Origin of the sequence: Streptomyces sp. NPDC005820 (genome assembly GCF_040630255.1) — a bacterium.
Classification (GTDB): Bacteria; Actinomycetota; Actinomycetes; order Streptomycetales; family Streptomycetaceae; genus Streptomyces.
Genome location: NZ_JBEXXE010000003.1, coordinates 144,977 through 158,288 on the forward strand (window position 1 = coordinate 144,977; position 13,312 = coordinate 158,288).

At 72.1% G+C, this 13,312-nt stretch carries 17 protein-coding genes and 2 pseudogenes; 3 read left to right on the top strand and 16 right to left on the bottom strand.

Going from position 1 to position 13,312, the window contains the following annotated elements; translation table 11 throughout:
* The first annotated feature begins 140 nt into the window (after nt 1-140).
* Nucleotides 141-452, top strand: coding sequence for a hypothetical protein (locus ABZ464_RS04785; RefSeq protein WP_359270951.1), 312 nt, complete (start codon nt 141-143; stop codon nt 450-452).
* Nucleotides 453-754: 302 nt separating this feature from the next.
* Here the strand turns inward: ABZ464_RS04785 and ABZ464_RS04790 are convergent.
* The 3 genes and pseudogenes from ABZ464_RS04790 to ABZ464_RS04800 form a co-directional block, all read right to left on the bottom strand.
* A pseudogene (locus ABZ464_RS04790) lies at nt 755-1,024 on the bottom strand (DUF6158 family protein); the annotation flags it as partial.
* Between the two features lie 27 nt (nt 1,025-1,051).
* Nucleotides 1,052-2,671 carry an ATP-binding cassette domain-containing protein gene (locus ABZ464_RS04795; protein ID WP_359270952.1) on the bottom strand — a complete coding sequence of 540 codons (1,620 nt, stop codon included), beginning with the start codon at nt 2,669-2,671 and terminating at the stop codon, nt 1,052-1,054.
* Nucleotides 2,672-2,713: 42 nt separating this feature from the next.
* On the bottom strand, nt 2,714-3,376 hold the full coding sequence (locus ABZ464_RS04800; protein WP_359270954.1) for a histidine phosphatase family protein: 663 nt from the start codon (nt 3,374-3,376) through the stop codon (nt 2,714-2,716).
* Between the two features lie 207 nt (nt 3,377-3,583).
* Between ABZ464_RS04800 and ABZ464_RS04805 the strand changes: the two genes are divergently transcribed.
* Nucleotides 3,584-4,405, top strand: a complete 822-nt coding sequence (locus tag ABZ464_RS04805; protein ID WP_359270957.1) for a class I SAM-dependent methyltransferase — start codon at nt 3,584-3,586, stop codon at nt 4,403-4,405.
* 53 nt (nt 4,406-4,458) lie between these two features.
* A complete protein-coding gene (locus ABZ464_RS04810) occupies nt 4,459-4,629 on the top strand; it encodes a hydrophobic protein (RefSeq protein WP_359270960.1) in 171 nt (56 codons plus the stop codon).
* Nucleotides 4,630-4,683: 54 nt separating this feature from the next.
* Here ABZ464_RS04810 and ABZ464_RS04815 read toward each other — a convergent pair whose 3' ends face one another.
* From ABZ464_RS04815 to ABZ464_RS04875, 13 genes and pseudogenes are all read right to left on the bottom strand, one after another.
* On the bottom strand, nt 4,684-4,968 hold the full coding sequence (locus ABZ464_RS04815) for a gas vesicle protein K (protein ID WP_359270962.1): 285 nt from the start codon (nt 4,966-4,968) through the stop codon (nt 4,684-4,686).
* Entirely contained in the window at nt 4,965-5,153 is a 189-nt protein-coding gene (locus ABZ464_RS04820; protein WP_359270964.1) for a gas vesicle protein, read from the bottom strand. Before ABZ464_RS04820 ends, ABZ464_RS04815 begins: the two co-directional genes overlap by 4 nt.
* A complete protein-coding gene (locus tag ABZ464_RS04825; protein ID WP_359270967.1) occupies nt 5,150-5,989 on the bottom strand; it encodes a GvpL/GvpF family gas vesicle protein in 840 nt (279 codons plus the stop codon). Before ABZ464_RS04825 ends, ABZ464_RS04820 begins: the two co-directional genes overlap by 4 nt.
* Nucleotides 5,986-6,333, bottom strand: a complete 348-nt coding sequence (locus tag ABZ464_RS04830; protein WP_359270970.1) for a gas vesicle protein — start codon at nt 6,331-6,333, stop codon at nt 5,986-5,988. The genes ABZ464_RS04825 and ABZ464_RS04830 overlap by 4 nt, the downstream gene beginning before the upstream one ends.
* Complete coding sequence (locus tag ABZ464_RS04835; RefSeq protein ID WP_359270972.1) at nt 6,330-7,478, bottom strand: SRPBCC family protein; 1,149 nt, start codon at nt 7,476-7,478, stop codon at nt 6,330-6,332. The genes ABZ464_RS04830 and ABZ464_RS04835 overlap by 4 nt, the downstream gene beginning before the upstream one ends.
* Complete coding sequence (locus ABZ464_RS04840) at nt 7,475-8,227, bottom strand: DNA primase (protein WP_359270975.1); 753 nt, start codon at nt 8,225-8,227, stop codon at nt 7,475-7,477. The genes ABZ464_RS04835 and ABZ464_RS04840 overlap by 4 nt, the downstream gene beginning before the upstream one ends.
* The gene (locus ABZ464_RS04845) at nt 8,224-8,487 is read right to left on the bottom strand and encodes a gas vesicle protein GvpG (RefSeq protein WP_359270978.1); all 264 of its coding nucleotides are present in this window, start codon (nt 8,485-8,487) and stop codon (nt 8,224-8,226) included. Before ABZ464_RS04845 ends, ABZ464_RS04840 begins: the two co-directional genes overlap by 4 nt.
* Nucleotides 8,471-9,247: a GvpL/GvpF family gas vesicle protein gene (locus ABZ464_RS04850; RefSeq protein WP_359270981.1), complete on the bottom strand. Its 777-nt coding sequence runs from the start codon at nt 9,245-9,247 to the stop codon at nt 8,471-8,473. The genes ABZ464_RS04845 and ABZ464_RS04850 overlap by 17 nt, the downstream gene beginning before the upstream one ends.
* Complete coding sequence (locus ABZ464_RS04855) at nt 9,244-9,684, bottom strand: gas vesicle structural protein GvpA (RefSeq protein WP_359270983.1); 441 nt, start codon at nt 9,682-9,684, stop codon at nt 9,244-9,246. Before ABZ464_RS04855 ends, ABZ464_RS04850 begins: the two co-directional genes overlap by 4 nt.
* A gap of 73 nt (nt 9,685-9,757) precedes the next feature.
* Nucleotides 9,758-10,183, bottom strand: a complete 426-nt coding sequence (locus ABZ464_RS04860) for a gas vesicle protein (protein WP_359270986.1) — start codon at nt 10,181-10,183, stop codon at nt 9,758-9,760.
* 84 nt (nt 10,184-10,267) lie between these two features.
* Nucleotides 10,268-10,962: pseudogene (locus ABZ464_RS04865) on the bottom strand (ATP-dependent DNA ligase).
* A 29-nt stretch (nt 10,963-10,991) separates the two neighbouring features.
* The gene (locus ABZ464_RS04870) at nt 10,992-12,845 is read right to left on the bottom strand and encodes a transketolase (protein ID WP_359270989.1); all 1,854 of its coding nucleotides are present in this window, start codon (nt 12,843-12,845) and stop codon (nt 10,992-10,994) included.
* Between the two features lie 4 nt (nt 12,846-12,849).
* Nucleotides 12,850-13,152, bottom strand: a complete 303-nt coding sequence (locus ABZ464_RS04875; protein ID WP_359270992.1) for a hypothetical protein — start codon at nt 13,150-13,152, stop codon at nt 12,850-12,852.
* Nucleotides 13,153-13,312: the final 160 nt, after the last annotated feature.

Here is a 13,312-nt window from a genome sequence, read left to right on the forward strand (position 1 = left end):
ATCCCCCGAGTGGCATGCCAGTGGTTGCGGCTGACGGGTCGGCGTGTTGGGGTGCAAAAGGTGCAATCGTAACATACCGTGCACACTCGTAACGTTCCGTTACATCAAGAAACGCGCCACTACACAGCAAAGGGGATGTAATGCTCAAGCTTCGCAAGGCCGGCCTCGTGGCCGCCATGATCGGCAGCCTGACCCTGGCCGGGGCGGGCGTCGCCTCCGCCACCGAGGCCGGCACGGGTGGAGACGGGGACTTCAACCAGTGCATCCAGCAGGGCGACGTCAACGTCGGTCTGATCAACCTGTCGGACCTGAACCTCGCCCTCGGACTCCTCGGCGGCGGGTCGGTCAAGGACCCGTCCAACACCCAGCAGAGCTGCAGCACCGGGGACAACAGCCCCAACACCTCCGTCGCGGCCAACGTGGACGGGAGCACCTTCGGCCAGGGCGGCTGACGCACCGGCTCTGAGCCATCGGCATCGGACGGCTCCGGGATCCCGAGGTTCGGATCCCGGAGCCGTTCCGTGTCATGCCGTCGACGGTGTGCGGTCGCCCGAAGATTGCATACCGTCGCCCGCAGACCGAAGACGGTCGCTCGCAGACCGCATACCGTCGCCCGCAGACTGCAGACCGCAGACGGTCGACCGACTCAGCCCCCGCCCCCCGTCGCCCCCGGCCCCCACTTCCCCGCCGGGGTCCCGGCCGGGGCCGGGCCGGCGGGGGTGCGGGTGGCCCGGCCGCCGTTCAGCGCGGTCGCCCGGTCCCTGGCTCCCTCGCGGGTGCGGCCGGGGGCGACGAAGCGGCGCGGGTTGCGGCGCAGGTACTCGCCCTCCAGCTGGGCCATGCGGTCGTTGTGGGCGCGCAGGGCGTCGTTCGAGCCGTACAGCAGGGTGTCGTGGCGCGTGCGGTGGATCGTCTCCAGCTCTTTCATGAGCTGCTGGTCGTCCAGCCGGTCAGGGTCGACTCCGGTCATGGTGGTGCCCCGCTCGTCGTTCCGCCTACTGCGTCCACTCCACTGTACGAACATTCGGGTCCCCGGGCCCCCGGACGTCGCCTACCGGACGCGTTCCACCCGCCGTTCGTCCCACACCGGCTCCGGCGTCTCGCGGACCCGGCCGTCACTGCCGAAGACGAGGTAGCGGTCGAAGGAGCGGGCGAACCAGCGGTCGTGGGTGACGGCGAGGACCGTGCCCTCGAAGGCCTCCAGGCCCTCCTGGAGCGCCTCGGCCGACTCCAGGTCGAGGTTGTCGGTGGGCTCGTCGAGCAGGAGCGCGGTCACGCCCTCCAGTTCCAGGAGCAGGATCTGGAAGCGGGCCTGCTGGCCGCCGGAGAGCTTGTCGAAGCTCTGCTCGGCCTGCTGCGTGAGCTCGTAGCGGCGCAGCCGGGACATGGCCGCGCCCCGGTCCTGGGAGTGCTCCTTCCACAGGATGTCGAGCAGGGTGCGGCCCTGGAGCTCGGGGTGGGCGTGGGTCTGGGCGAAGTGCCCGGCCACGACCCGCGCGCCGAGTTTCCACTCACCGGTGTGCGTCACGCCGTCGCCGGCGAGGAGGCGCAGGAAGTGGGACTTGCCGGAGCCGTTGGAGCCGAGGACGGCGACCCGCTCGCCGTAGAAGACCTCCAGGTCGAACGGTTTCATCAGGCCCGTGAGCTCGAGTCCCTTGCAGGTGACGGCCCGGACGCCGGTGCGGCCGCCCTTGAGCCGCATGGTGATGTCCTGCTCGCGCGGCGGCTCGGGCGGCGGGCCGGCCTCCTCGAACTTGCGCAGCCTGGTCTGGGCGGCCTGGTAGCGGGAGGCCAGCTCATGGCTGACGGAGGCCGCCTGACGGAGGTTCAGGACGAGTTTCTTCAGCTGGGCGTGCTTCTCGTCCCAGCGGCGGCGCAGCTCCTCGAAGCGGGCGAAGCGTTCGCGGCGGGCCTCGTGGTAGGTGGCGAAGCCGCCGCCGTGCACCCAGGCGTCGGCGCCGGTGGGCGAGGGCTCCACGGAGACGATCTTCTCGGCCGCGCGGGAGAGGAGTTCGCGGTCGTGGGAGACGAAGAGGACCGTCTTGCGGGTCTCCTTCAGCCGCTCCTCCAGCCAGCGCTTGCCGGGGACGTCTAGGTAGTTGTCGGGCTCGTCGAGGAGGAGCACCTCGTCGGTGCCGCGCAGCAGGGCCTCCAGCACCAGCCGTTTCTGCTCGCCGCCGGAGAGGGTCCGTACGAGCCGGAACTGCGCCGTGTCGTAGGGCACGCCGAGCGCGGCCGTCGTGCACATGTCCCACAGGGTCTCGGCCTCGTAGCCGCGGGCCTCGGCCCAGTCGGAGAGGGCCTGCGCGTACTGGAGCTGGGCGGCCTCGTCGTCGACGGTCATGATCGCGTGCTCGGCCTTGTCGACGGCCTTCGCGACGTCCTGGATACGGGGCGAGGACACCGACACGAGCAGGTCGCGCACGGTCGTCTCGTCGCGGACGGAGCCGACGAACTGGCGCATGACACCGAGGCCGCCGCCGACGGTGACGGTGCCGCCGTGGGGCTTCAGCTCGCCGGAGATCAGGCGCAGCAGGGTGGTCTTGCCGGCGCCGTTGGGGCCGACCAGGGCCATCACGGCCCCTTCGCCCACCCGGAAGGACACGTCGCCGAGCAACGCCCTCCCGTCGGGGAGGTAGTACTCGAGGTGCGCGGCTTCCAGGTGTCCCATGAGGAGGCATTCTGCGGGCCGCCCCCACCGCGCGGCAAACCCTTAAGGCCGCCGGTCGCCGGTCGCGGGCTCGCCGGCCGGGCCGCCCTGGCCCGCGGGCCGTACGGTGGCGCCCGGCCAGGTCAGAACCCGCCAGCCGGACGCGGGGTCGCCCTCCAGGATCACGGTGCCGGTGTTGGCGAGGCGGTGGGCGGCGGCGAAGGGGACGTCGACGTTGCGGGCGCGGGCTGCGGTCCAGGTGCGGATGGCGGCGCCGTGGCTGACGAGGGCGACGGCGGACGCGTCGTCGGCGGCGGCCTCGGCGACCACGGCGTCGTAGCGGGCGAGGAACTCGGCGCCGCTCTCGCCGCCCGGCATGCGCAGGTCCAGGTCGCCGGCGGCCCAGGCGAACACCGTGCGCATGTAGAGCGCGGCCTGTTCGGACTCGCCGGGCTGCATCTCCAGGTCGCCGGCGGAGACCTCGCGGATGCCGTCGCGGACCTGGACGTCGAGGCCGCGGGCGGCGGCCAGGGGGGCGGCGGTGAGCTGGGTGCGGACGAGGGTGGAGGCGTACACCGCGTCGAGGGCCTCTGCGGCGAGGGCGTCGACCAGGGCGGCCGCCTGCTGGGTGCCGAGTTCGGTGAGGCCGGGGCCGGGGACGGCGGTGTCGAGGAGGTAGGTGACGTTCGTGGGCGTCTGGCCGTGGCGGACGAGCAGCAGGCGCATGCGGGGACCCTCCCGGTCGCGGACGCCGCCCGCGCGGGAGACGGCGGCTTCAGGTTACCCGGCGGGATCCCGGGGAATCCTGACGTACCGTCAGTCCACATGCCGAAATGGATGGTCTCAAGATGCGGTCGCCGGGCGTACGGTGATGAGCATCGCCCCGGACTCCCGGAGCCCGGGGGCCGGTACGTCGAGAAGAGGGGCTGAGCCATGCCGAAGGCACAGGAGACCGCCGTCTACACGCACGGGCACCACGAGTCGGTGCTGCGTTCCCACACCTGGCGCACCGCCGCCAACTCCGCGGCCTACCTGCTCGGTTCGCTGAAGCCGCACATGCGGATCCTGGACATCGGCTGCGGGCCGGGCACGATCACCGCCGACCTGGCGGCCCTGGTCCCCGACGGGCATGTCACCGGCGTCGACCGCGCCGAGGGCGTCCTGGAGCAGGCGCGGGCCACGGCCGCCGACCGGGGCCTGACCAACGTCGACTTCGCCGTCGCGGACGTCCACGCCCTGGACCATGCGGACGACTCGTTCTGCGTGGTCCACGCCCACCAGGTGCTCCAGCACGTCGGCGATCCGGTGCAGGCGCTGCGCGAGATGCGGCGGGTGACGAAGCCGGGCGGGTACGTCGCGGTGCGCGACTCGGACTACTCGGCGATGACCTGGTACCCCGCCTCGCCCGGTATGGACGACTGGCAGGACCTGTACCGGCGGGTGGCGCGGGCCAACGGCGGTGAGCCGGACGCCGGGCGGCGGCTGAAGTCCTGGGCGCTGGCGGCCGGTTTCACCGACATCACGGCGACGTCCGCCACCTGGACGTTCAGCAGCGCTCAGGAGCGGGCGTGGTGGAGCGGGCTGTGGGCCGACCGGACGCTGGCGTCGGCGTACGCGGAACGCGCCACCGAGGGCGGGCATGCCACGCCGGAGCAACTGCGGGCCGTGTCGCAGGCCTGGCGGGAATGGGGCAGGCAGGAGGACGGCTGGTTCGCGGTGCTGCACGGAGAGATTCTGTGCCGAAAGGACGCCTGAGCCGCGGATGATTCGCGGATTCCGGGAAACCCGGAACACAGGAGGTTCACAATATGGTTCCCATTCTGTTGGTCCTGCTGCTGGTGCTGATTCTTTTCGGCGCCGGATTCGCGGTGAAGTTGCTGTGGTGGATCGCACTGGTGGTTCTCGTCGTCTGGCTGCTCGGATTCCTTTTCCGCGGGACGTCCGCGGCGGGAGGCAGGGGCCGTTGGTACAGGTGGTGAATTAAGAATCCCTCAGGGAAGCACCCTCAGGAAAGCATGAGGAAGAATTCCCACTCATTCCCTGGGGAGCAGCGGTCCGAGCGGCCCGAGGTCCAGATTCAGGTCCTCGGGCCGCAGTCCGTAGCGCTCGCGCAGTTCGGTCATGCGGTCGTCGAGCAGCATCAGGGTGAGCCCGATGCGCTCCTCCTGCTCCTCGCTGAGGTCTCCCTGGTCGACCCGGCGCAGCGCCTGCCGTTCCATCAGCTGACGCACCAGTTCCACCACCGTGAGGACCAGTTTGACCAGGTCGCGTTCGACGGTGTCGGGTTCGAGGTCCATACGGTTGCGGCGGCTGGTCACCGTGCATCCCCCCAGGGCGACGGCACGTTCTCGTTGACGGAGCTGATCAGCGCGTTCAGGTCGATCCGGACGAGGTCGACGTCCGCGATGCGCAGGGTGACGTCCCCGGTGATGACGACTCCGCCGGCCAGCAGCCGGTCGAGGAGGTCCACCAGGGCGACCTCTCGGCGTTCCACGACCGTCATGCCCCCTCCTCCCCCGGTCCACCGGACCCTCGGACCGCCCCGGATTCCTCGTCGCCCTGCTGGACGCCCTGCTCGACGAACGAATAGGCGGCCCACGGTCCGGTGAGTTCCACGCGGATTCCGGGTTCCTCGCCCTTCGTCCGGTCCACGATCTCCACGAATTCCTCGGACTGGGCGCGCGGGACGAGATAGGCGGCGTTCAGTACGTTCTGTCCCGCGCCGGCCGCGGAAAGGGCGGAATGCTGCGGCGGGTGCAGCCGGGCGTCCTCGGCGTGCGCGCGGAGCGTGGAATGCAGCCGGGCGGCGAAACGTTCGGTGCGCTGCCAGATGTCCTCCTGCGCCCTGGCCCGCCGGCGGCGCTGCTGCAGATAGTCCCGCCCGGAGGCGGGTTTCGCGGCGGGTTTCGCGGCGGGGGGCGCGGTCCCGGCGGGCTCGGGCTCCGGTTCGACGTACACCTTGACCCCCCACTCGACGCGCCCGGACAGCCGGTCCAGGGTGCGCCGGAAATGGTCCTCCTGCTCCTCCATCATCACGCGTACGCCGCTGTCGTCGCGGAAGACGGTGGCGAGCCGCAGCGGCAGTGGGGTGGTGACGGCGGTGAGCGCGTCGACGACCTGTTGATGCGCGCGGGCGGTGGCGGCCAGCCAGTCCAGGTCCTCCAGATGGCGGCGCAGCGCCTCCTCGGCGAAGTCCCGCTCCGGTACATGGCTGACCACGGCGATCAGACCGTGGTGGGTGAGCAGCCGGGGCGGATCGCCCGCGACCCCCGTCAGATCGGCCTGCAGGGGTGCGCCGAGCGGCCGGCACACGGCGTAGACGTAACGCAGTCCGGTCATGGAGACTCCTCACGGACGTCCTGGGGAACACGCCCCGGCGCCAGTTCCTCCATCCGGGCCAGCCGCTCACGCAACTCGGCGTTCTCCCGCGCGAGTTCGTCACGGCGGGCCCGGGTGGACAGGGCCGGGTCGTCCTCCCACCAGTCGATGCCCATCTCCTTGGCCTTGTCGACGGACGCGACGACGAGCCGGAGCTTGACGGTGAGCAGCTCGATGTCGAGCAGGTTGATCCGGATGTCGCCGGCGATGACGATCCCCTTGTCGAGGACGCGTTCCAGGATGTCGGCGAGGTTCGAGCCGCCGCCCTGGGCGTACGGATCCGGAAGCCGGCCCGGCATGCTCATCGCCGACCTCCGCCCTCGTCGTCCTCGGTGTCCTCGGCGTATGCGGTCTCCTCGCCGTCCTCGGCGTCCTCGGCGTTCTCGTCGTCGTACGCGTCCTCCGGTTCCTGCTCGTACTCGCCCTCGGGCTCCTCCTCGTCGTCGTACTCGTCCTCGTCGTACTCGTCCTCGGCCTCTCGGTCCTCGGCCTCCTCCTCGCCCTCCGGGTTCCCCTCATCGTCCTCCCGGCCGTCCTCCTCCGCGACCGCGTCCTCGTGGGAGCGGACGACCTCGCCGTCACGGATCTCGCCGCGCCAGCCCTCGGCCGCCTCTCCCTTCAGGGTGATGAAGCGGGCGAAGTTCTTCAGGTCGAGCCGGGCCCGGCGGCCCTGGGCGCGCCAGATGTTTCCGGTCTTCTCGAAGAGGCCCGAGGGGTAGTACTCGACGACCAGCAGGACACGGGTGAGGTGGTCGGCGAGGCGGTGGAAGGAGACGACACCCTTCGTGGTGCCCTTGGCGCCCTCCGAGCTCCAGGAGATCCGCTGGTCCGGCACCTGCTCGGTGGTCTTCGCCTTCCAGCTGCGGCTGGACCAGAAGACCTTCGCCTGCCAGTCGCTGCCGGTGTCGTCGGCGCGGGAGGCGCTCTTGACGCCCTTGGCGAAGGTGCTGAAGTCCTGGTAGCGGGTCCACTGGTCGTAGGCCGTGCGCAGCGACACGCCCACGTCGACCTGCTCCATGATGACGGTCGGCTTGTGGCCCGCGCCGCCCTTGCCCTTGCCGCCCTTGCCGCCGCCGAGTTTCTTCAGGGCGCCGGTCACGGTGTCCTTGGCGTGCGAGGCGCCGAGCTCCAGTGCGGTGCGCAGCGGGCCCTTGCCGCCGACGAGCTTGCGCCCGCCGTCCAGGGCCAGCCTGGCGAAGCCGGGGCTGTTGCCCTCGGCGATGTCGTCGAGCTTGCCGGTGGTCTCGCCCAGCTTGCGGCCGACCCCCACCAGCAGGCGTTCGGCCTGGGCGGAGAGGTATTCCTGGACCTCCTCCTTCAACCGGTCGGCGGCCTCGCTGTGGGCCACCCCGGCCAGCGGGTTGCCGTTCGTGGCCCCGCCGGCCGCGCCACCCGCGGCCTTGGAGGTCGCGGAGGTCGCGGAGGTCGCAGATCCGAGAGTCCCGGTCATCGCTCACCGCCTCCCTTCCGTCCCCCACCACCACGGCTGCCGCTCGCGCCGCCGCGGGAGGCCGTCCGCGCCCCGGTCCTGCGGGCGCCCGCGGTCTTCTTCGCGGCCGGCTTGCGGTCCGCGGCCTTCTTGGCCGGTGCCTTCTTCGCGGGGGCCTTCTTGGCCGTCTGCTTCGCCGGCGCCTTCCTGGCGGCCCGCCTGCTCGACCCCTCCCCGCCGCGCTCGTCCGGCTCCCCTTCCTCCCCTTCCTCCCCTTCCTCCTCGTCCTCGGCTTCCTCTGCTTCCTCGGCTTCCTCGGCTTCCTCGGCTTCCTCACGGTCCTCGGGCTCCTCGCCCTCACCCGTGTCCTCGGCGTCCGGCTGCTCCTCGTAGTCCTCGGCGTCCTCGGCCTCGGAATCGGCCTCGGAGTCGTCCTCCTCGCCCCCGGGCACCACGCCCTCCAGCTGGTCGCGCACCTCGGCGGTGCGGCCGTGCAGCCGGTCGGCGAGGGCCTCCATCTGGCGTTCGACCAGGGCGCCGGAGGCGGCCTTGCCGACCCCGCGCAGGTCCTGGCGGATCTCGTCACCGATCTCCTTGAACTGCGGGTTGTCCTTCAGCTGCTGCGACAGCAGGTCCGCGACGGCCCGCGGGCTCAGGTTCAGCCGCTTGCCGGCCGCGAGCGTACCGAGCGCGAACGCCAGTTTCAGCTTCTTCGTCCGCCCCAGGAGATATCCGGCCCCGACCGCGAGGCCCAGTCCCATACGGTTCATCGTGTCGTCCCGTCGTCCGTCGTCGCGCTCCTGCGCGTCGCGATCTCCAACCGGTCGAGGAGTTCGTCCTCCAGCCGGTCGAACTCGTCCTCCGTGATCTCACCGGCCTCCAACAGCTGCTCCAGCCTGGCGAGTTCGGCCCGCACGGCGGCCGGGTCGTAGTAGATCCGCTCCGCCTCCCGCACCACCTGTCCGATCACCCACCCGCTGCCGCGCACAGGCGCGAACGGCAGCAGGAGGACCTCAGAGATCAGTCCCATGGCTCACCTGCTCCCCAACGCCGCCCGCGGGTGCGGACGGTCCCGGTTCGACGAAGCTGTACGGCGGCAGCGGGCCGTTGACCCGTACGTCGAGGTGCGGGCGGGCCTTGCGCAGTTCCTCGGTGGCCTCCAGGAAGGCGGCGGCCGAGTCCCGTTCCACGAGGAAGGAGACGTTGGCCAGCCAGCCGGTGGACTCGGGGCCCGCACTGGCGGCGGCGGCCAGGGGCCGCAGGGTCTGCTGCACGTGGGCCGCGTCCTCGGCCTCGCGGGCCCGGACCGCGGCGGCGACCACCTCGCCGAGTTGCAGCCGCTGCTCGTAAGTGCCGCCCCCGGCCTGCCGGTTGGCCTCGGCGAGGGCCCGCAGTTCGGCGCTGTCGGCCATCACCTGGTGCAGGACCGCCTCCTCCACATGGGAGGCCTTGACGTTGTACTCGACCTTGCCGTCGAGCGCCGCCAGACGCTCCCGGTAGTGCTCGGCACGCTCGGCGAGGACGTCGGTGACCGTGTCGTCGTCGGGGGCCACGCTGCCGAACCGCATGGGCAGCACACAGCCCTGGGCGCCGGTCTCGGCCAGCACGTTCTGGTGGGCGAGGAGTTCCCTGCGCTTGGGGCGCAGTTCCTCGGGCGCGTCGCTGACGACCGCCGCCAGCTCGCCCTCCGTCAGCACGCGCAGCGGCCGGGGCGGGTCGCCGACGCCGCCGAGGCCCTCGGGGAGGGCGGGGTGCGAACGGGCGGCGATGCCGTAGACGTACGTGTTCACCCCTCTTCCTCCTTCCTGCGGGCCGCGGTGCTCTTGCGGGGCCGCGGCCTGGACTCCCGCTCGGGCTCCTTCGAGGAGCCCTCGTCACGGGCCTGGCGGAACGCGTCGGAGACGGTCTCGGCGGCGCCGGACAGCGCGCCCTTGGACTTGCCGCGCGCCCCGGACTCGGTGACCTCGCCGACCACGTCGGGCAGGCCGGGGGTCTTGTGCGGCCCGGCCTCGAGGTCGAGCCGGTTGCAGGCCTCGGCGAACCGCAGATAGGTGTCGACGCTGGCCACCACGACCCGTACGTCGATCTTGAGGATCTCGATACCGACGAGGGAGACGCGTATGAACGCGTCGATGACGAGACCCCTGTCGAGGACGAGTTCCAGAACGTCGTAGAGACTGCTTCCGCCGCCTCCACCGCCGGTCTGTTGTGCCGGGACAACGGTCATGTCGGCCGCGCCTCCTTGTCTGGGGATACTGGTTGCCGGTGGTCGGGAGCGGGTGCCGGGGCGTGCGGGCGGCCTAACGGCCGCCGCCTCGGTGTGCGTCGGAACGCCCTCGTTCGTAGCGGCTCACGCGCCGGTAGCCGGTGAGCCGGCCCTGCGGATCGAGATCGACGTGGTAGCTCGCCATCAGGCTCATGGTGTCGGGCACCCGGGCGAGTTCCAGGACCTCGATCTCCAAGGCCCAGCCGTCGTCGGTCCGTTCGAAGGACGAGACGGATTCGGCGGCCCGGCCGGTCAGCTCCGCGAGCTGGGCGCGCGCCTGGCGCAGCACCTCCATGGGGCTCTGCCCCTCGTCGTCGGCCATGCCGCCTTCCTTGCCCTTCGCATGCCGTACACCGCTCCGTGTATGCCGCACATCGCTTTCCGTATGCGATGTGTCGTTTTTCGTATGCGGTGCGTCGCGTGCAGTCCGTGTTCGCCGTGTGTTCTTCGTGTCGGACATGGCCACCTCCTCTCGGAATGGCCACCTCTTCCTCCGGGTGGCCTGAAGCCCCTTGGCCAAACCTTCACGAATCGCCGGAATGCCTCATACGCCACGCAGGGCGTCGAGCCTGCGCCGGGCGGGCCCGAGGGCACGGCCGCGGCGGGCCGCGCCGGACCAGGGGCGGGTGCGGGCGTGGTCGGCGGCGTCCGCGACGGTCCAGGGGGCGACGGCGGTCTGCGCGTAGGCGTTGCGGCCGACGTCGAGGTAGCGGCGCTGGCCGCGGTCCTTCTTGCGGGCGGCGGCGGTGAGCTGCTCGGGGTCGCGGGCGGCGAGCAGGTCGGCGGTGTCGCGGGCGAAGGCCTGCACCTCGTCGAAGTCGTGCTCCCCGTCGAGGGGGACGACCGCGTGCAGTCCGCGGGAGCCGGTGGTCATGAGGGTTGCGGGCAGCCCGAGTTCGCCGAGCAGTCCGCCCAGCCATCGGGCCGCCTCGCGCACCGCGCCGAAGCCGTCGTCGGCGGGGTCGAGGTCGAGTTCGAAGACCATCAGGTCCGGGCGGTCGGGCCGCCCGGTCCGGGACAGCCGGCGGTGCAGGGTGAGGCAGGCCTGGTCGGCGAGGAAGGCGAGGGTCGCGGAATCGTCGCACACGGTGTGACAGACCGTGCCGCCCCGGCATCAGGAGGTCCTCCTTGGCGTACTCCCCCGGGCCCCGGGCCCCCGGAGCCGCCACCGCCGCCGTCGGCCGGGAAGAGCACCTTGTCCGGGCGGTGGATCCCGACGGTCCGCCGGCCCACCCGCACGGTGCGTACCTCGTCGGCGGCGGCCCGGCTCACGGCACGACCGCCGTCTCCACCAGCAGCCGGACGGAGGCGGCGATCGACTCGGCGTCGATGCCCGCGGCGTGCAGCTGCTCGGCCGGTGATGCGGAACCCGGTGTCGTACGGACGGCGAGCCGCGCCAGGCGGGGCAGGGGGCGGCCGTCGAGGAACGCGTCGAGGACGGCGTCGCCGAGGCCGCCCTCCGGGTGGTGGTCCTCCACCGTCATCAGACAGCCGGTCTCCTCGGCCGCGCGACGCAGCGTGACCCGGTCGACGGGCTTGACCGAGTACAGGTCGACGACGCGTACCGCGATGCCCGTGCCCGCCAGCGCGTCGGCCGCCGCGAGGGCTTCGGGGACGGTGACGCCGGCGGCGACGATCGTCATCCGGTCGCGGTCGGAGGCGCGCAGCACCTTGCTGCCGCCGACCGGGAACTCCTCGTCGGGCCCGTACAGCGCCGGGCCGCCGCCGCGCGAGGTGCGCAGATAGCGGATGCCGTCGAGCCCGGCCATGGCGGTGACCAGGTGCGCGGTCTGGTTGGCGTCGCAGGGGTAGAGCACGGTCGAGCCCTGCACGGCCCGGAACATCGCGAGATCCTCCAGACCCATCTGCGAGGGCCCGTCCTGCCCGATGGCGACGCCCGCGTGCGAACCGACCAGGTTGACGCCGGCGCCGCTGACCGAGGCCATGCGGACGAAGTCGAAGGCGCGGGTCAGGAAGGCGGCGAACGTGGAGGCGTACGGCACCCAGCCGCGCGTCGCGAGACCGACCGCGGCGGCGACGAGCTGCTGTTCGGCGATGTAGCACTCGAAGAAGCGGTCGGGGTGTTCCTTGGCGAAGTACTCGGCGCGCGTGGAGTCGCCGACCTCGCCGTCCAGGGCGACGACGTCGGGGCGGGCGCTGCCGAGGGCGGCGAGGGCCTGCCCGTAGGCGTCCCGGGTGGCGACCTTCTCGCCGGAGCCCTTCTCCCAGCGGGGCAGGTCCGGATGTCCGGTGGGGACGGAGTGCAGCCTGCGGGCGGCGGGCGGCTCGTGGACCTCGACGCGCAGGTCGCGCAGGCCGCCCAGTTCCTCGATCGCCTCCTCGGGGTCGGGCAGCGGCTTGCCGTGCAGACCCTCGCGGTCCTGGACGCTCGCCACGCCCCTGCCCTTGAGGGTGCGGGCCAGGATCACGGTGGGCTGCCCCCGGGTGGAGAGCGCCTCGCCGTACGCCCGGTTGATCGCGTCCACGTCATGGCCGTCGATCTCCACGGTGTGCCAGCCGAAGGCCTGGAAGCGGCGGGCGTAGGCGGCGAGGTCGTGGCCGTGCCGGGTCGGGCCGCGCTGGCCGAGCCGGTTGACGTCGACGATCGCCACGAGATCGTCCAGATGCTCGTACGCCGCGTGCTCGGCGGCCTCCCACACCGAGCCCTCGGCGAGCTCGCTGTCCCCGCACAGCACCCACACCCGGTAGCCGGTGCGGTCCAGTCGCTTGCCGGCGAGGGCGATGCCGACGCCGACGGGCAGGCCCTGGCCGAGCGAGCCGGTGGCCGTCTCGACCCAGGGCAGCCGCCTGGGGGTGGGGTGCCCTTCGAGGCGGCTGCCGAGCGTGCGGAAGGTGAGCAGTTCGTCGTCGCCGATCGCGCCGGCCGCCTTGTAGGCGGAGTACAGGAGGGGGGAGGCGTGGCCCTTGGAGAGGACGAAGCGGTCGTTGGCGGGGTGGGCGGGCCGGTCGAAGTCGTAGCGCAGATGGTTGGCCAGCAGCACCGCCATCAGGTCGGCGGCCGACATCGAGGACGTCGGATGACCGGAGCCGGCGGCGGCTGCCGCGCGCACGCTGTCCACGCGCAACTGCTGTCCGAGTTCGGTGAGTTCGGCGGTGTCCATCGGGCTACTGGCCTCCTTGGGAAGGGGGGTGGGGACGGGTCGCGCGGGCACCGGGCCGGTCCTCGGCGATGTCCGGGGTCGGCGCCACCACGGGGGCGGAACCGCCGCCGTCCGGGTCCTGGTCCCCCGTTTCGGGGTCCCCCCGGTCGACGTCCTCCGGGTCGGATTCCTCCGGGTCGGATTCCTCCGGGTCGGACTCCTTCGCGTCCGACTCCGGCCGGTCCCGCGCGGTGTCGGGGGTCGGCGTCACGACCGCCGCGGTCTCGTCGGGGTCGTCCGCCCCGACGCCGGTTCCGCCTGCGTTCACGATGCGAGGTCGCGCCACGGTTCGCCTCCGGGTGCCGGGTCGGGTGCCGCTCGTGCGGGTTTCCGCGTCCCCCCGGCCGGGAGGGCCAAACGTGCGCGGGGCGGGCCCAGCGCCGTATCGGCCCGGTTTCCCACCCGGCCCCCGGGCACTCCGACGGCGT